This window comes from Geobacter sp. (assembly GCF_030834625.1).
Classification (GTDB): Bacteria; Desulfobacterota; Desulfuromonadia; order Geobacterales; family Geobacteraceae; genus Geobacter.
The window spans coordinates 1-15,865 of record NZ_JAUQXO010000091.1; the positions used below are offsets into that span (position 1 = coordinate 1).

Sequence of the window (15,865 nt, forward strand, 5' to 3'; positions counted from 1 at the left end):
AACTACTGGATGAATTCAGCTCCAGGAACAGCAAACATCTGGATGAACTGGCAAAAGAACTGCTCCGCGCCGAGATTGTGGACCCGAAAAGTATCCCTCCGGATGTTATCACAATGAATTCCAGGGTCCGGTTGATGGATCTGGATTCAAAAGAGGAAAGGATCTACACCTTGGTATTTCCCAGGGACGCAAACATCGACCAGAACAAAATATCGATTCTTGCACCCATTGGAACCGCCATGATTGGCTACCGTGGCGGAGACACGATAAAATGGCAAGTTCCTGCCGGTACAAAGAGATTGAAAGTTTTGAGTATTCTCTATCAGCCCGAAGCTGCCGGGGATTACCGTCTGTAAACCTTGTCGACTCGTGCGGCGCCTGCGGTGATGATTCCGCTCGGTGCGCGGCCGCTCCCTGAGTGGAGATGACAAGAGGTTTGTCCCGACCAGCCGGGACAACGGGATGCAACGCGGGCTGAGAGTCTCCCTGGATTGCCAGTTTCACAACCACCCCTCGAAACTCTTTCATGTACGGTACCTTCGAAACTTTTCCCCCTTCCGGGCTCTTCCTCCAAAATTTCTTCAAAAAAAAGTGTCGAGCTTTAATCCTTCTTTCATATTTGCTTTGCTAGGCTGAAGTCAAAGCATGGGGGGACTCCCGAAACCGGAGTCTCCCCCCGGAAAAGGAGGAGAGTATGAAGAACTTCATCAAGACTTTGGCAATGGAACTGATCGCGGCATTCGAGAGGGAGTACGCGGAGGCTGAACAGTACAGAAGAACGATCTTCGGAACGGTCAGAAGTCTTCCCGAAGGAATGACCGGCATCTGGAACGTGGACGGAAGAGAAGTCAACGTACCAAAGGCCACCTTCATCAAGGCGGAGCATGGGAAGGCCGAAGTGGGCGCCTATGTTGAAATCGAGGGGACCTGGAGCGGGAAGACGTTGAATGCTTACAGGATTGCCGTAACGAGGGGCGCCACGGAAGCGGAAAAAATCCGCGGGGCCGCCGACAAGCGCCCGGTTGGCAAGAACGCAAAATGGACCGCACACGACGCGGGGATGCTGGTGACGAGGGGATACCGCCATCAGGCAAAGGCGTGACCGGGCAGACGTTGGAGCATGCGGGGAGGTTGAAGGTCCCAATGGGGAAGGCGCGGCCGGAATCACCGGAACAGGAGGAGAGTATGAAGAACTTCATCACCATCGTGGCACTGGGGCTGTTCGTGGCGCTGGCGGCAGGAGCCGCATTCGCCGGCGACCATGGAAGGCAGGGAGGGAAAGAATATGATGAGCGGGGTGGACAGTATGAAAGCACGATCTATGGGACGGTCAGAAGCCTTCCCGGCGGGATGATCGGCGTCTGGAACGTGAACGGCAGGGAGGTCAACGTAACAAAAGCCACCCTTATCAAGGAGAAGCATGGAAAGGCCGCGGTGGGTGCCTATGTGGAGGTGGAAGGGACCTTGAACGGGAAGATATTAAATGCCCACAAGGTCGAAGTGAAGAGGGACGGCAGGGAGGAACGAAAAATCCTCGGGACAATCGAAACGCTCGCGGCGGGCAAGGACGGAAAATGGATCGTGAACGGCGAGGAGATACTGGTGTCAAGGGATACCGTCATCAGGGAAAAGCATGGCAAGGCTGAGGTGGGCGCCTATGTGGAGGTGGAAGGGCGCCGCGTCGGCACCACATTTTCCGCCCGCACGATCGAGGTAAAAAGGGGCAAGCGATAGGCGAGAACCAAGCCGGGGCGGGTCTCCCTTGCCCCGGCAACGCTCACCCTGCCTGAAAAGGAACAGATCACCGGCAACGGTTCTCTCAAGGAGGCACGGCCATGGCAACTACCAAGGAATATGCGGCTGAAGCCCCTCTCGGCGTTTTCGCCATCGCGGTTCACCTGGGGCTTGCGTCATTCGGCATTGCAGCCTGGCTCACCGGCAGCCTGGCCGACGATTACAAGAAGGCGGAACACACGGGATTCACGTTCCACGGTTGGATCGGCATGGGGTTGGCCATCTTCATTATTCTGCGCGTCTTGCTGGGGATCTGGGGTCCCCGGCATCTCCGGTTCACCCAGTGGATCCCCTGTACGAAGGAAAGGCTCCAGCGCGTGCGGGAAGACATCATGGGGCTCTTGAGACTGCGCTTGCCGGAACGGCCGCTCCATGAAGGTTTGGCCGGCCTGGTGCAGACACTCGGCCTTCTGGTATTTTTGCTGATGGCCTTGAGCGGCGGCTTTCTCTTTTTCACACTTGTGCCGGGACAGAAGGCGACCGGACTCGTCCACGCCGTGAAGGAAGTCCACGAAACCGGCCAGTTCCTCATTCCGATCTTTCTCTCGATGCATGGGGGAGCCGTCATCGTGCATGCCCTGCGCGGACGTCATCTCTGGCGCAGGATGCTCTTCCTGAAGGAGTCTCAGGGCGCCCCATCTCCCGGCGATGCTCGCGTCAAGCAGGCGGAGAGCGGCGTCCCCTGAAGGCCAGAGACCGGAGGGAGGGGAGTCTCCCCGAGGGTTGGGAGAATGGCCCTCTCCGGTCCCTCTGGTAGAATGAAAGGAAAAAATGACCTCTGATCGGACGGTGGAGCGAGATGAAAATCCTCATTATCGAAGACGAAAAGAGAATGGCCGGGATCTTGAAAAAGGGGCTTGAGGAAAACGCCTTCATCGTCGACCTGGCCGGCGACGGCGAAGAGGGGTTGTACATGGCCGAGAACTATCCCTACGATGCGGTACTGCTCGACATCATGCTCCCGGTCATGGACGGCCTCACGGTCCTGAACGCGTTGCGGTCGAAGAGAAGCGAGGTGCCGGTCCTCCTGATCACCGCCCGGGGGGAGATCGAGAGCAGGATAAAGGGGCTCAATTTCGGTGCGGATGACTATATCGTGAAGCCCTTCGACTTTCATGAACTCCTGGCGCGGCTGAAATCGGTGATCAGGAGGAGCAAGGGAAAACCCTCCCCCCTTGTTGCAATAGACGACCTCTCGCTGGACACGAACTCCCGCAGCGTAAGCCGCGGCGGGAGAGAGATCCGCCTGTCCGCCACCGAATACAATCTTCTTGAATATCTGGCACTGAACAGCGACAGGGTAATCAGCAGAACCGAACTTACGGAGCATATCTACGACACGGACTTCGACCGCGACAGCAACGTCATCGACGTCTATGTGAATCACCTGCGAAACAAGCTGGACAAGGGATTTGACCGGCAGCTCATCCACACGGTGCGGGGCGCGGGCTACATCCTGAAAGGCGATGCATGAGAGTGATGCCGAACTCCATACAAGGAAGACTCTTCCTCTCGATTATCACGTTCACGTCTCTGTTGTTCGTCGCGGTCGGCGTCTTCATCTACCGCGAGGTAAACGGGATCGTCATCGGCGCGGTTGACAGGACCCTTCACTCGAAAGCGCAGGTGATCACCGGGCTCCTCCATGAGGAGAACAACACCATTGAACTGGAGCTGGAGGAGGTTGTTTCTGGGGAATATTCCATCCCGCGGTCCGGGCACTACTTCAGAGTGATGATGAACGGGAAGCTCCTCGCCGCATCGCCTTCGCTTGTCAAGGACAGCTTCGATCTTGACGCCGGGGCGCCTGAACCTGCCGACGAAGACCCCGGAGAGGATGTCTATGCTTCCGTGGGGCCTGCCGGTGAGCCGATTCGGGTGCTTCGGCACAATCTCAGCGCCTTTGGCATGACGTTTACCATCTTTGTGGCGGAGAGCCTCAGCGACAGCCTGGACATGATCAGCACCTTCAGACGCTTCCTCCTTCTGGTCATCCCTTCGGGGATAGTGATCGCCTCGCTCATCTGCCTGTGGATAGCACGGCAGTCGCTGGCCCCCCTCGCGAGATTTTCCGGCAGAATCGAGACCATCACCCACAAAAACCTGGGGGAAAGGATCGATGCCGAATCAGAGACCAGGGAGCTGGCGGGACTGGCCGGCTCATTCAACAGGATGCTCAATCGGCTGCAAAAGGTGTTCGAGAGCGAGAAACGTCTGATCGCGGATGCCTCCCATGAGCTCAAGACCCCGGTTTCGGTGATCAAGGTTCAGTGTGACGTGGTGCTGCAAAGGGAACGGACGCCGGAGGAGTACATTGATGCCATACAGACCATCAGGACGGTTTCCGATACTATCAGTATGACCGTGAGGGACCTTCTCTCCCTCGCCCGCCTTGACTCGGGTGTCCTTTCGCAGGGATTCGCGGTCGTATCCCTCAACGCCTGCCTAGGGAGAGCGCTGGAAATGACGAAGCCTTTTGCGGAGAAAAGACACCTTCAGGTTATCGCGGCACTGGGAGACGACGTCGCCATCCCGGGAAACAGTGAGAGCCTGACGGAAGCGTTTCTCAACATCCTCGAAAACGGCGTGAAATATAACAGGGAATACGGCGTGCTGGAGCTCACCGCCTCCGGGAGCGGCGCGCACGCGGTTGTCTCCATAAAAGACACCGGCGTCGGCATGGGAAAGGAGGATCAGGCACGGATATTCGACCGATTCTACCGGGCCGACGCCGCGCGAAACTCCGATGGCACCGGGCTCGGCCTCAGCATAGCCAAAGCGATCATCGATGCCCATGGCGGTGCGATTGCACTGGAAAGCGAACCAGGAAAGGGAACCTCCTTTACCGTAACCCTGCCGGTCAATCGACACATGATTGAAACGGGAACAGCCTGACTCAGGGCAATTAAGCACGTGCCCTGAAGCCGGCGGCACGCCTACCACGTCGTAACCAATGCCTCCCATTCCCCGGCGAAAACATCTTCAAAAGAGATGGAGTTCTTCTTACGGCTCAGTCCCCACCCCGGAAATTTCCTGTACGGCTGGAATCATTCCAGTTTCGCAGGAAAATCTTTAATCCCTCCTGACAACACACCTGTCGTATATACCTGTAAACACAACACAAACCGAAACAGCTCCGTCTGGCACACGCCATGCTATAGGGTCATTGAATACAGAGACTCAGAGCGAGGTCATTGCCTATGGATGTGCTGTTCTATGCCCCTGAAGGAGTTGGTGACGATATCCGGAAAACGGTCTCGAGGGTTATTCCCGGCCTGGAGGTGTATCGGACGCTGGGAGCGCTGACGGAACGATTCCGCCGGGTTCTGGAGCAGCCGGCAATAACCGTTCTGGTAGTTCGGGACAGGGATGAGCTGGAGAGTCTCCTTACCATGCGAACCGCTCTCCGCGACACGAGGACCGTCCTGATCCTTCCCGACAGGCGGGCCGAGACAGTCTCCCGGGGGCACTATCTGGAACCGCGATTCATGAGTTATCTGGACCAGAACCCGGAGGAGGTGGCCGCCGTGCTCTGGAAAATGTTGAAGACCGGTAACGGAAACCGGGATCCGTCAGGTGCACGGATACCGCTGCCATAGTAGCGGCGGGAACAAGGAGGAGAGGAGGTCAAGCTATGGGAATGAACGGCAGAGTACTCCATGGAGAAGCGACGGTGTCGTGCATCTGTTCGGGCGACCCCCATCAATGCAATGCCGGAGAAGTTGCCGTTCCTGTGATCGACCACGGAAACTGGCTCCCGGCGGTGGAGTTTTCGGAGACGGAAGAAAGCCTCATGGTATCGGTCGAACTCCCCAATGTCCAAGCTGAGAATATCGCCGTGAGTGTCGTTGACAACGAACTCAGCATCAGGGGGGAACGAGTGGAGGGCGGGGTGTCGAGCGGACAAACGCTTCACTCGCAGGTCTCGTTTTGCCGCTCATTTCCGATGCCGGTCAAGGTATGGGGAGAGCACGCGACTGCGCACTTTGCGTCAGGGGTGCTCCACATCACCCTGCCAAAGACCAAGAAGAAACAAGGACCTCGGACCGCGGTTCCGCTCCATTGATCCGTGGCGGTCCGAAGCGTAATGGACAGGCTGGATATCGCGCTTGGCGATGGAGGATACCTGAATGCTTACACAATTATCATCCAGAGGCGGAAGGAGGAACAAGGTACCCCATTGTTGCGGTGCGTGCGGCAAACGGTGCCGGGCATCAGTGGGGGCCGAATATGGCATCGCCGGTGGGGTCGATACCCATCTAAACCACCGCAACGGGCGGAGGAGGCATTTCAGCCCCGGGCCGATCTGTCCTGGGGAATACCGCCTGGATATAGCCGATGTCGCCTTCTGTCCGCATCTGTCGGGGTAGCAGTAATGACTACGTTGAGAGAGGAGCAAGACAATGGTTGCCTCAAAAATACTGTTTGCCGCCGGGAGAGATTACGACCTGACCCTCCTGGAAGAGCTTTTCGACAGAAACAATACAACGGTCCACCGTGTTGGCAGCGGAGAAGAGGCCCTCGCCACATTATGCGAGACATCCTTTGAACTCATGCTCACCGACCTGGTGATGCCGGACATGGATGCCATCACGCTGGCCCGCAAAGCCCGCAGGACTCGTCCCGGACTTGCCGTCTTCATGTATACCGACTTGCCGACGCTTGCCTTGAGGCACGAGATCAACGAAGCGGGCATTGAAAGGGTTTTCGACAAGCCTCTGTCTCCCAAACTGGTGCGGTATTTGTTGCGGGAGGCCCGCAAAGTGTCTGAAAGGAGGGGCGCCATGGACAGTGCGTCAGCAAAAGGGGTGTAAGGTTTTATGATGCTCACGTGGCCTGAATACATAAAGACGTTTACCGCTCTGCTGGTGGTCGTAAACCCGATCGGAGCCATTCCCGTTTTCGTGGCGACAACCAATGACGACCCTCCGAAGGACAGGCTGAGGACAGCACGCGTTGCTGCATGCTCGGTGGGAATCGTGCTGGCGGTGACCGTACTGGTAGGCGAGTCGCTGCTGCGCTTTTTTGGCGTCAGCATCTCATCGTTTCGAGTCGGGGGAGGAATCCTCATCCTGCTGAACGCCATTGCCATGTTCTACGCCCAGCACAGCCGAAGCAGGTACACCGATGAAGAGGCGCGTGAGGCGGAAGAAAAAGCGGACATCGCCGTGGTGCCTCTCTCTATCCCCCTGCTCGCAGGGCCTGGGGCCATCAGCACGGTAATCATCTACAGCAATCAGGCGGGGAGTTGGGGCCATGACGGCATCCTGATTCTTATCAGCGCGGCAACGGCGTGCCTCGTATGGCTCATCCTGCGCCTGGCTATTCCCATCGGAAAAATAATGGGGAAAACCGGCATCAATATCGCGACCCGGCTCATGGGACTTCTGCTGGCCGCCATTGCCATAGAATTCATCACCGGTGGCCTGAGCCAACTCCTTCCGGGGCTGCTTTGAGCAGATTCACAGGAGCGTTGCTGGTCAAAACGGAAACCTTCTGAAAAGCACAGCACTTTCACATCGTTGAAAACTTCAGTATGGAAAGGACGAATATGGACGCACGAGCTATCTACATGACGGAGAACGATCTCTCAAGGCTTGAAGAGATTCTTGTTACGACAAATTTTCGCGAGCGGAAGGACCTCCAGCGCCTGGACGAGGAACTGGCATCGGCCAGGATCGTCGACCCCCAGGATATTCCCCCGGATGTCGTGACCATGAACACAAGGGTGAAACTGCGTGATCTCCATGCCGACAAGGAAATGACCATATCGTTGGTCTTTCCCAAAGATGCAAACATTGCGGAAGGAAAAATCTCGGTCCTGTCACCCATCGGAACCGCGATCCTTGGCTTTGGTGCCGGCGACACCCTGGATTTGGCAGTCCGCTCATTCGCCAAAAAGATCAAAATCGAGGAAATTCTCTATCAGCCTGAGGCGGCAGGGGATTTTGACCTGTGAGGGACTGGCGCACGCTCAGTGCTCACCAGACAAAAGACACGAAGGAGATGAAGCACCATGAATTGCCCCATCTGCAACGATCACACGAAGATCGAAATCGCCATGCACTCCGACGGATATGCCGATAACCTGCTCGAATGCACTACGTGTGGGACCATCTGGATTGCGAACATGGAGGGGACTATCCTGCTTAACAACAAAGTTGCTCCTGATTAGTCTCTTCCACCATAAGGCCTTACTCCCTCCCATCTGGGGAAGGCGAGGCTGACGGGAGATAGGCGTCAATCAGCTCGTTACAGGCATATTTCAATCTACTATCGAGGAGAGATTTCATGAGAGATATACGAACCATTCTGCTGATCCTCTGTTTGTTCGCATTTGCTGTAGGTTGTGCCAAGAAGGAGATGATCGTGACAGCACCCGCCTCCGGACTGGGCGTCGAGCAAGGAGTCACTACCGCCACCGATGCAGCGCCGTCAGCAGGTGATATGCGATCCGAGCAGATCTCCATGACTGATATGGCAGAAGGAAGCCTCTCCAAGCTTGAAACGGCAGCCGTGCAGGCGAGTCCCCTCGAAACGGTCTACTTTGACTTTGACTCCTGGCTTCTCACCGCTCCAGTCCGGGAGGCTCTCGTACGGAATGCCGACTGGCTCCGAAAGAATCCCGATGTGGCGATAACGGTGGAAGGGCACACCGACGAGCGGGGTTCCGACGCCTACAACTTGGCCCTTGGGGAACAGCGCGCTAAATCGACCCTGAAGTACCTGGTGAATCTCGGCATTGACGCCGATCGGATGGAAATCGTGAGTTACGGCGAAGAGCAACCCGCCGTCGGCGGTAACGAGGAATCTGCCTGGTCTAAAAACCGTCGGGTCGATTTCATCCGCCGACACTGACAACTGCTCAATAAAACAGGACACACCAATGAAACATGGGGCAAGAATTCTGGATCATGCCATCTGGCGCCCTGATGTCGCGATCGATATTGGCACCGCAACTACCCGGATAGCAACAAAACTCCATGGCCCTGTAGTGCGCCAATCAAAGGTAGGGGATCTTTCCGCGCTACGTTCAGGGGTAGTGGTGAATCGTGATGTGGCGGTTGCTGTACTTGAGCCGATACTTGACGGGATTAAATCTATCGGCATATTGCGGCCGCGGGCCGTGGCTTGTGCGCCGACCGATGCCAGTGCCAATGAACGGGAGATGATCATTGACATTGTTTCCAGGGCTGGCGCATCAGCGGTGGTCGTTGTCCCCGAACCTCTTGCCGCAGCTATTGGAGGGGGAATCGATGTCTCTTCCACATCTTCACAGATGATTATCGATATAGGTGAAGGGGTGACGGACTGTGCCATAATAAAGTCTGGCAAGATCATAGAAACGTCGACCATCAGAATGGGGTGTGGCACGCTCCGCAACTCGATACGAGAGACGGTCGCTAGACAATCGAATAGTCAGATTTCGGAGTACAGTGCCGAGAGGATACTGCGCGAAGTGGGGATTTCCGGAGCGGTGGGGACTGGCAGCAATGTATCGCATGCGCTCGAGCGGGATGAGCTAATAGGTGCTTCTGCACTCCAGTCAGGGGGCGAGCGAGAGATATGGGCGTCCCTTGAACTTGCACTAGCTCAAATATTCAACACTATTGTTATGTTTCTCAAGAATATCCCCCACTCCATTGGATGCGAGCTTATTGACAGCGGGATTCATTTGACGGGAGGAGGTTCGTTACTGGCTGGCATGAGAGAAAGAGTTCAAGAGGAAACAAGAATCAATACGATTACCGTTCAGAATCCTTTAAATGCGGTTGTGTTGGGGGCTCGCATGATGCTGCCGATTGTTGGGGTTCTTAATATGTGGAAACATTGAGGAAGTTACATCTAGCCCCTCATTGGGCCAGTAACGAATACTTTGTGTAATGTTTTTGGATGTTTCAAGTCGAGGTTGTTTTACAAGGTTGTAAAAACAAACACTTATACAATAAATCGAACGGATGATGGCGTGTTGTGGCAGAAGGCTGGTTCTGTGAGGCGGGGACGACCCTGCCTGTTCAATCACGAGTTGGGGACGGCCTCATTTTTCGGGAGCAATTATGTCTTGGCTCGTTCTCGTCATCGCCGGCCTGTTTGAAGTATCATGGGCTATCGGTCTCAAGTACACGGAAGGTTTTACCCGGCTCTGGCCAACCGTAGGTACGGTAGCGGCCATGGCCATAAGTGTGGCGCTTCTTGGCGTCGCCATGAAGGATTTGCCAGGGGGAACTGCCTACGCGGTCTGGACAGGCATTGGCACTGTCGGGACCGTCCTCCTGGGCATCTTCCTGTTCGGCGACTCTGCAACAGTGGGCAGGTTGATCTGTGTGGGATTGATACTCGCCGGCATCATCGGCCTCAAGGCTCTTCCCCCTTCGTAGCATGGGCATCGCTTCGATCCTCTGTTTCTGAGGAAAACTTCCGGCACTTCTGGTGATACAAAAGCGGTGGATGGTCCGGCATGCTGGACGAATTATGCGCTGCCGCACGACCCGTTCACGTTTGGCGCCGGTACAGAAAGAAGCCCGAGTGCTGCGGACTTACCAACCATTACTCCTCAACTGGTTTCGGACCAGTCTTCGGGTGCATTATTTATAGACTATGCTTTTGGCATAACGCTAAAAAGATAATTTGCGTATGGCGGCCCCGGTTATTCTGGATATGAAAATGAGGTAAATCTCCGTGTCCTAGGAAAACGGGCCGCCATACTTAAGTCCCTAGATATTCGGGTCCCGCCTAGTCGCCTAGCGTCATAGCCATGCAGATTTTTGCTACCTTACGCGCGATGCGCTTATCGATAGCGGCATGGCTTCTCCCATCGAGGCCGAGCGCCTCACGGGTTTCTCTCCCCGTCATTCTCTCAAGTTTGCATCTTAATACATCCGGACCAACCGGAATAACCGCAATATTCCGATACAAGTGGGCGATCAGCCGTGCTCTTTCTGCTTCCTCTTCCTTGATCATCAACTGCTCCTCGGGGGTGGGGCAATCAGCCGGCACATTACAGGGCCAATGGTTTGGTGAAAGCTCGTCGGGATTGCCGAGCAGAGCACTGATGGGCACTGGTTCGTGCTGTGTCCTCACACTTTCAAAAATGTGGCCGGTGATACTCCACACACTATCCATGAGATGGACGACAAAACTCTTTTCCCAAGGGTACCAGCGGCGTTGTCCGTTCAGGGTCAGGAGAACCGCCTCTTGAACAAAGTCCTGCCATGTCTGACCATGGGCGAGCACGCCCAGCAGCACTGTTCGGCTTTTGGCGAAACGATTGAGCCTGAGTGAATCGACCTTCGACATCATACCAATCCCCTTCACGATCTCCTGAGTTGTCGCAGGTCTTCGCGTGCCGCCAGATTTCCTTAGTTCTTCGCTCATCGGAACGGCCCCGGGATTAATTTTATCCAAGTCTGTCCAATGCCGCCGAAAATCCGGAGTAATAAAATTAGGGGGAATCGCGTCGGCTTTTCTTCACACAGTGTAGCCGGCGAAATGGAGCTTATGAACGAAACGGCACAGACCGGCAATCGCGGTCAAACTCTTCGCCACACCAAGCCACTCTGGGAGCCGAGGCGGGGGAGAGGCGGCAGCAACTACTGGCAGGTCTACAGCCCGAAGATCGATCGTCGTGTCAAGTTTTACAGTAATCTGGAGTACCACCATTGGATCCTCGTGGAGGCAACACCAGAAATCGCCGCCTTCTGCGAACGGCCGATAAAGGTGTTGGGCGTTAACGACGGCAAGAATGGCAGTTCCCTGATCGACATGTGGGTGCAGTGGCGAAATGGCGCCGAAGAGTACCGGGAGTTGAAGTATGCCAAGAAGCTGGACCAACTCGACGAAAAGCCCGCACTGAGGCGCCTGCTCGAGCTTCAGAAAGCCTGGTGCGAACGTCGCGAGATAGCACACCAGGTATTGACCGACAACGAGGTCTATGCCAACAAGCTCCAGCTTCGCAACTGGCAGCTTATCCTGGCGCAATTGGCGAATACCAGGGATTTGGACCTTGACAAGATCCAGGAATCGATAAGGCAAATTGTCGCCGAGGAAGGAACCATTTCTTTGCTCGCGTTGAGCCGCTGGTTCGACGGAGTGCCGCCGACCTCGATCCGGGGTGCGGTCTTTCGGTTGATCCATGCTGGCGAGTTGCAGGCACCACTTGATCAGGCAGTGCTTACAGAGGCAATCCCATTGAGGTCAAGTCATGAGTTATCGGTCCAGGGTTAGACGAGACCAATTCCCCCCGGAGATAAGTGACCCGGATGGTTGGCCGAGCGTTGACAAATCCGCCCTGTCGGGTGAGGTGCTGGAGCTCTACACGACAAGAGAAGCGGTGGTCCAAGGCTACTTCTCGGGCCATTCTCTCAATTATCTCGTCTCCACGTTTCGGCTGAGCCGCCAAACCATCCACCGACTCGTCGAGAGATGCCTGACTACTCATCCCGACGGGAGAATCTGGGGATTCCGAGCACTGTTGCCGTATATACATCAAAAAGTGTATGACCGCATCGCTCCGGTGACCCGCACGGGCCTTGATCAACGGGGCGGAGCTGCAGGGGCGCTTAATCAGTTGTTCGAGCGTCACCCGGATATCCGGGAGGAGGTTGAAGCCTATTTCCTCAAGAAGACTCAAAACATCATCGTCCACGAATCCCGCATCAACTATAAATCGATATTCAAACGCTTCATCGACGCCTGCAGAGCCAAGGGGATCAAGAGCGGCTACCCGTTCAATGTGAAATCGATGGGATACCGGGCTCTCTATAACTATCTTCGAAAACTTGTGAACGTCAAATGCGGTGATGCCGTGAAAGCCAGGTTTGGCAAAGATGCAGCGAGAAAGCTGAAACTCGGACACGCTGAGTCACAAATTCTTCCGGTAACACGCCCCTATGTGCGCGTCGAATTCGACGGCCACAACATCGACATTACCTTCATCCTGCAGATTCCTTCGCCATACGGCGGTACGACCGATCTGGTTATCGATCGAATTTGGCTTTTAGTAATGAAGGAGGCCCTTTCCGGCGCCATTCTTGGCTATCACCTGTCGTTCGGCCGCGAATACAGCATGTTCGATGTGATGCAGTGCATCAAGAAGACAATCATGCCCTGGGTCCCCAGGCAGTTGACCCTGCCCGGTCTTAAGTATCCCGCGGACGGGGGAATGCCGTCGGCGGTCATCAAAGATCTGGAGTGGGCAATCTTTCAGGAGTTTTGCTATGACAATGCGAAGGCCAACCTGGCAGAGGACGTCACGAGAATTCTCGTCGAAGTCACCGGCTGCGGCGTCAACGCTGGGCCGGTTGCATCTCCGGAACGCCGCCCTTTGGTCGAGCGCTTCTTCGGCCTGTTTGAAGAGAACGGTTTCCACCGTCTCCCTTCGACCCTCGGCAACAGTCCGCAGGACCCGCGGCGTCAATCCCCCGATAAGATCGCCATGAAATACAAGATCCGCCTCGAGCACATTGAGGACCTGGTCGCGGTCCTCATCGCAGATTACAACGGCACGCCGTCCGCCTGCAACGGCTATCGGTCTCCACTGGAGCAGTTGCGTCTGTTCGTGTCGGATCCTAACTTTCTCATCCCCAAGCTTGAGGAGGGGAGAAGGAGGAGGCTTGCCATGTTCAATTACCGGGTCGTGAGAACCGTCCGCGGCAGCGTGGCGCAAGGGAAACGCCCTTACATTCAGCTGGAAGGAGTCCGCTACACAAACGACATTCTCGCCACCATGCCGGAATTGATCGGGCAGAAGCTCATTCTCTATGTTGATCCGCAAGACCCGCGAAGCATCGAGGCATTTTTCTCTGACGGCTCGGAGCTTGGCGTTTTGGACGCCAGAGGATTTTGGGGGCGCACGCCCCATACCCTGGAAATGCGGCGGGCGATCATGCGGGCACGGGATAGACAGCTCATCCGGTACACGGAAAACGATGACCCGATCCACGTCTACATGGACTATCTGAGCAAAGAGGCGGTCAAGAGCAAGAAGGCAAGGCGGCACCTGATCAAGGCAAAAAAGGCTCTCGAACAGGATACTCACAAATACTCCGATCAGCCTGTCGAGATGCCGGCGGAGGAGCCGAAACACGAGAAGAGGGTAGGGGAGACATCCGTGGATCCTGCCATGTTCAAGCAGAAGACCTTTACGTACTGATTATGGAAAACAAGCACTACTTCATCAGACCGAATATCCCTAGGGAAAGTCATCCGATCGAAACGGGCGACTATATCATCGGAACCCCGGCAACTTACGGGATGTTTCTGACCATTTCCGAGTGGATTGAGATAAGGCAGCCCGGAGGATTGGTGTTTGGGCCACCGCGCTTCGGAAAAACCCGGGCAATCACGTATGTCGCCAAACAGCTGGAGGCCAAGTTCGAGGGGCATTTGCCCATTGTGGTCTTCCTTTGCAGGGAACACAAATATCCGAACGAGAACGTTTTCTTTGAAGAATTCCTGACGACTCTCGGCCACGGCTTCAGTGCACGCGGGAAGTCGGTGGAGAAGAGAGGCCGGTTGTCTGAATACCTGCGTTGCATGGCGGCAGATAATCCCCACCGGCGGCTGGTCATTTTTCTGGACGAGGCGCAGAACCTCCAGCCCCAGCATTACAAATGGCTCGTCGATATCTACAACGACCTCGATATGTCACGGGTGAGGCCAACGTTCATCCTGGTCGGACAAAAGGAATTGGTCGCTCGTCGCAAAGCCTTCGTCATCGCCAAACGCTTTCAGCTCGTCGGGAGGTTCATGGTAAACACCCACCAATTCCCGGGCCTGAGCAGTCCGGAAGAGATTCGGGTATGCCTCCACGGGTACGACGAAAACTCCGACCATCCGGCGGGAAGCGGTTGGTCGTTCACCCGATTCTATTTCCCGACGGCATACGTGCATGGCTGGCGCCTCGTCGGCCAGGCGGAAACCATCTGGCAGGCGTTCATGGAGGTAAAGAAAAAGGCGAGGCTGCCAGGGGGGGACGAGTTGCCGATGCAGTTCTTTTCCTACTCTGTGGAGTACGTCATGCGCAAATACGGGAACCTGAGCGACCCGGAGCCGCACCTGTCCGTGCAAATCTGGAAAGAGGCGGTGGAGAAATCAGGCTACCACCTCTGCGGTGATTTCATCACGGCAGAGGGATTCCCCGATGACCTCCATTGAGACGGGTTTGAGCTCTGGGCCGCGATATTGCTGGCGACGCGACTGGGTGGCTCCGTATGAATCGCTCTGGTCCCTCCTTCACAAGTTTGCGGCGCTGAACTGGGTTTGCGTGCAAGGTGCAAAACAGCTCTTTAAGAAAACCTCCATGGCCGATCGCCGGCAACGGCGCAGCCACGGCAAGTGGAACCTCCACACCCTGGGCGGCTTCGATGGCGAAAAAATCCGTAAAGTTCTCAAGCTGAGCCCTGATGACTTGAACCATAGCCTTGTAACCTCCCTCATCTCCTCATTAGAAATCCGCTGGCTTACCCCCGAAACGAATTTGCGTTACTGCCCGGAGTGCATTAACCGCGGCTATCACAGCATCTTCCACCAACTCTATGCAATCTCCAAGTGCCCAATCCACGACATAGCGCTCACGGAACAATGCCAACACTGCGGTCGCAAGATTACCTATGAACTAAACGGTCGAGGGAAGGCCACCCCGTATAGCTGCCCGGTCTGTCACACGGGGTTATGGGCACCTCGCAGGCGAATAGGCAAGGACAGTGAAGCCAACATCCTTGAACTCGATGAAGTTCAAAAAAACAGGCTTGACAACCTCTTTGTCTGGTTTGACACGGTAAGAAAAACTGCCGGTTCCTTAACCAATATGGAGCGCTGGTCGGAAATGGCGGCCCCTGGGACTGGGAACAACCACTTGGAGCATAAAAAGACATTCCTGCAGATGAGAGGTGAAGAAGTTCTCGGTCATTGGGGTAATCTGATTGGCTGTAGTGACGTATCCTGAAGACAATGGACACTCCCACTTGGTAAACTACCGAGAGGGAGGGGAACATGAAGAAGCAGCAACGTTACACGCCAGAGTTTCGAGCAGAGGCGGTCAAACTGGTAACAGAGCAAGGGCTGTCCCAAA

Annotated in this window: 20 protein-coding genes; 19 read left to right on the forward strand and 1 reads right to left on the reverse strand. The window is 55.5% G+C overall.

Features of this window, described 5'->3' with window-relative positions; genetic code table 11:
• The 14 genes from rnk (RCH91_RS20825) to sugE form a co-directional block, all read left to right on the forward strand.
• Positions 1-356: nucleoside diphosphate kinase regulator (gene rnk / locus RCH91_RS20825; RefSeq protein WP_306537314.1), on the forward strand; the 356-nt coding region annotated here is incomplete at its 5' end.
• Positions 357-694: 338 nt separating this feature from the next.
• Positions 695-1,102: a hypothetical protein gene (locus tag RCH91_RS20830; RefSeq protein ID WP_306537316.1), complete on the forward strand. Its 408-nt coding sequence runs from the start codon at positions 695-697 to the stop codon at positions 1,100-1,102.
• Positions 1,103-1,185: 83 nt separating this feature from the next.
• Entirely contained in the window at positions 1,186-1,734 is a 549-nt protein-coding gene (locus RCH91_RS20835) for a DUF5666 domain-containing protein (protein ID WP_306537319.1), read from the forward strand.
• Between the two features lie 101 nt (positions 1,735-1,835).
• A complete protein-coding gene (locus tag RCH91_RS20840) occupies positions 1,836-2,480 on the forward strand; it encodes a cytochrome b/b6 domain-containing protein (protein WP_306537321.1) in 645 nt (214 codons plus the stop codon).
• Between the two features lie 113 nt (positions 2,481-2,593).
• Positions 2,594-3,268: a response regulator transcription factor gene (locus tag RCH91_RS20845; protein WP_306537324.1), complete on the forward strand. Its 675-nt coding sequence runs from the start codon at positions 2,594-2,596 to the stop codon at positions 3,266-3,268.
• 5 nt (positions 3,269-3,273) lie between these two features.
• On the forward strand, positions 3,274-4,689 hold the full coding sequence (locus RCH91_RS20850; RefSeq protein ID WP_306537326.1) for a cell wall metabolism sensor histidine kinase WalK: 1,416 nt from the start codon (positions 3,274-3,276) through the stop codon (positions 4,687-4,689).
• 305 nt (positions 4,690-4,994) lie between these two features.
• Positions 4,995-5,393, forward strand: coding sequence for a hypothetical protein (locus RCH91_RS20855; protein WP_306537329.1), 399 nt, complete (start codon positions 4,995-4,997; stop codon positions 5,391-5,393).
• A 41-nt stretch (positions 5,394-5,434) separates the two neighbouring features.
• Positions 5,435-5,860, forward strand: coding sequence for an Hsp20/alpha crystallin family protein (locus RCH91_RS20860; protein WP_306537331.1), 426 nt, complete (start codon positions 5,435-5,437; stop codon positions 5,858-5,860).
• Positions 5,861-6,197: 337 nt separating this feature from the next.
• A complete protein-coding gene (locus RCH91_RS20865; protein ID WP_306537333.1) occupies positions 6,198-6,608 on the forward strand; it encodes a response regulator in 411 nt (136 codons plus the stop codon).
• A 6-nt stretch (positions 6,609-6,614) separates the two neighbouring features.
• Positions 6,615-7,250, forward strand: coding sequence for a MarC family protein (locus RCH91_RS20870; RefSeq protein ID WP_306537335.1), 636 nt, complete (start codon positions 6,615-6,617; stop codon positions 7,248-7,250).
• A 95-nt stretch (positions 7,251-7,345) separates the two neighbouring features.
• Positions 7,346-7,753, forward strand: coding sequence for a nucleoside diphosphate kinase regulator (gene rnk, locus RCH91_RS20875; protein WP_306537337.1), 408 nt, complete (start codon positions 7,346-7,348; stop codon positions 7,751-7,753).
• A gap of 332 nt (positions 7,754-8,085) precedes the next feature.
• Positions 8,086-8,652, forward strand: coding sequence for a peptidoglycan-associated lipoprotein Pal (gene pal, locus RCH91_RS20880; protein ID WP_306537339.1), 567 nt, complete (start codon positions 8,086-8,088; stop codon positions 8,650-8,652).
• A 28-nt stretch (positions 8,653-8,680) separates the two neighbouring features.
• Positions 8,681-9,628: a rod shape-determining protein gene (locus tag RCH91_RS20885; RefSeq protein WP_306537341.1), complete on the forward strand. Its 948-nt coding sequence runs from the start codon at positions 8,681-8,683 to the stop codon at positions 9,626-9,628.
• Between the two features lie 223 nt (positions 9,629-9,851).
• The gene (gene sugE / locus RCH91_RS20890; RefSeq protein ID WP_306537343.1) at positions 9,852-10,172 is read left to right on the forward strand and encodes a quaternary ammonium compound efflux SMR transporter SugE; all 321 of its coding nucleotides are present in this window, start codon (positions 9,852-9,854) and stop codon (positions 10,170-10,172) included.
• A gap of 355 nt (positions 10,173-10,527) precedes the next feature.
• Here the strand turns inward: sugE and RCH91_RS20895 are convergent, their stop codons facing one another.
• Positions 10,528-11,169, reverse strand: a complete 642-nt coding sequence (locus tag RCH91_RS20895; protein ID WP_306537345.1) for a hypothetical protein — start codon at positions 11,167-11,169, stop codon at positions 10,528-10,530.
• 123 nt (positions 11,170-11,292) lie between these two features.
• On the opposite strand from RCH91_RS20895, the gene RCH91_RS20900 reads away from it, so the two are divergent.
• The 5 genes from RCH91_RS20900 to RCH91_RS20920 all read left to right on the forward strand — a co-directional run.
• Entirely contained in the window at positions 11,293-12,018 is a 726-nt protein-coding gene (locus RCH91_RS20900) for a TnsA endonuclease N-terminal domain-containing protein (RefSeq protein ID WP_306537347.1), read from the forward strand.
• 76 nt (positions 12,019-12,094) lie between these two features.
• Positions 12,095-13,945, forward strand: a complete 1,851-nt coding sequence (locus RCH91_RS20905) for a hypothetical protein (RefSeq protein WP_306537348.1) — start codon at positions 12,095-12,097, stop codon at positions 13,943-13,945.
• Positions 13,946-14,097: 152 nt separating this feature from the next.
• Positions 14,098-14,949, forward strand: a complete 852-nt coding sequence (locus RCH91_RS20910; protein WP_373694418.1) for an AAA family ATPase — start codon at positions 14,098-14,100, stop codon at positions 14,947-14,949.
• Positions 14,936-15,739 (forward strand): hypothetical protein, encoded by an 804-nt coding sequence (locus RCH91_RS20915; RefSeq protein WP_306537350.1) that lies wholly within the window; start codon positions 14,936-14,938, stop codon positions 15,737-15,739. The genes RCH91_RS20910 and RCH91_RS20915 overlap by 14 nt, the downstream gene beginning before the upstream one ends.
• Before the next feature lie 47 nt (positions 15,740-15,786).
• Positions 15,787-15,865 (forward strand): transposase (locus tag RCH91_RS20920; RefSeq protein WP_306534530.1); only part of this gene is annotated, 79 nt, incomplete at its 3' end.

Excerpts from the sequence above, each read along its gene's own strand:
- RCH91_RS20830 (WP_306537316.1), top strand. The coding sequence starts at position 695 with ATGAAGAACTTCATCAAGACTTTGGCAATGGAACTGATCGCGGCATTC.
- RCH91_RS20835 (WP_306537319.1), top strand. The coding sequence starts at position 1,186 with ATGAAGAACTTCATCACCATCGTGGCACTGGGGCTGTTCGTGGCGCTG.
- RCH91_RS20840 (WP_306537321.1), top strand. The coding sequence starts at position 1,836 with ATGGCAACTACCAAGGAATATGCGGCTGAAGCCCCTCTCGGCGTTTTC.
- RCH91_RS20845 (WP_306537324.1), top strand. The coding sequence starts at position 2,594 with ATGAAAATCCTCATTATCGAAGACGAAAAGAGAATGGCCGGGATCTTG.
- RCH91_RS20850 (WP_306537326.1), top strand. The coding sequence starts at position 3,274 with ATGCCGAACTCCATACAAGGAAGACTCTTCCTCTCGATTATCACGTTC.
- RCH91_RS20855 (WP_306537329.1), top strand. The coding sequence starts at position 4,995 with ATGGATGTGCTGTTCTATGCCCCTGAAGGAGTTGGTGACGATATCCGG.
- RCH91_RS20860 (WP_306537331.1), top strand. The coding sequence starts at position 5,435 with ATGAACGGCAGAGTACTCCATGGAGAAGCGACGGTGTCGTGCATCTGT.
- RCH91_RS20865 (WP_306537333.1), top strand. The coding sequence starts at position 6,198 with ATGGTTGCCTCAAAAATACTGTTTGCCGCCGGGAGAGATTACGACCTG.
- RCH91_RS20870 (WP_306537335.1), top strand. The coding sequence starts at position 6,615 with ATGATGCTCACGTGGCCTGAATACATAAAGACGTTTACCGCTCTGCTG.
- rnk (WP_306537337.1), top strand. The coding sequence starts at position 7,346 with ATGGACGCACGAGCTATCTACATGACGGAGAACGATCTCTCAAGGCTT.
- pal (WP_306537339.1), top strand. The coding sequence starts at position 8,086 with ATGAGAGATATACGAACCATTCTGCTGATCCTCTGTTTGTTCGCATTT.
- RCH91_RS20885 (WP_306537341.1), top strand. The coding sequence starts at position 8,681 with ATGAAACATGGGGCAAGAATTCTGGATCATGCCATCTGGCGCCCTGAT.
- sugE (WP_306537343.1), top strand. The coding sequence starts at position 9,852 with ATGTCTTGGCTCGTTCTCGTCATCGCCGGCCTGTTTGAAGTATCATGG.
- RCH91_RS20895 (WP_306537345.1), bottom strand. The coding sequence starts at position 11,169 with ATGAGCGAAGAACTAAGGAAATCTGGCGGCACGCGAAGACCTGCGACA.
- RCH91_RS20900 (WP_306537347.1), top strand. The coding sequence starts at position 11,293 with ATGAACGAAACGGCACAGACCGGCAATCGCGGTCAAACTCTTCGCCAC.
- RCH91_RS20915 (WP_306537350.1), top strand. The coding sequence starts at position 14,936 with ATGACCTCCATTGAGACGGGTTTGAGCTCTGGGCCGCGATATTGCTGG.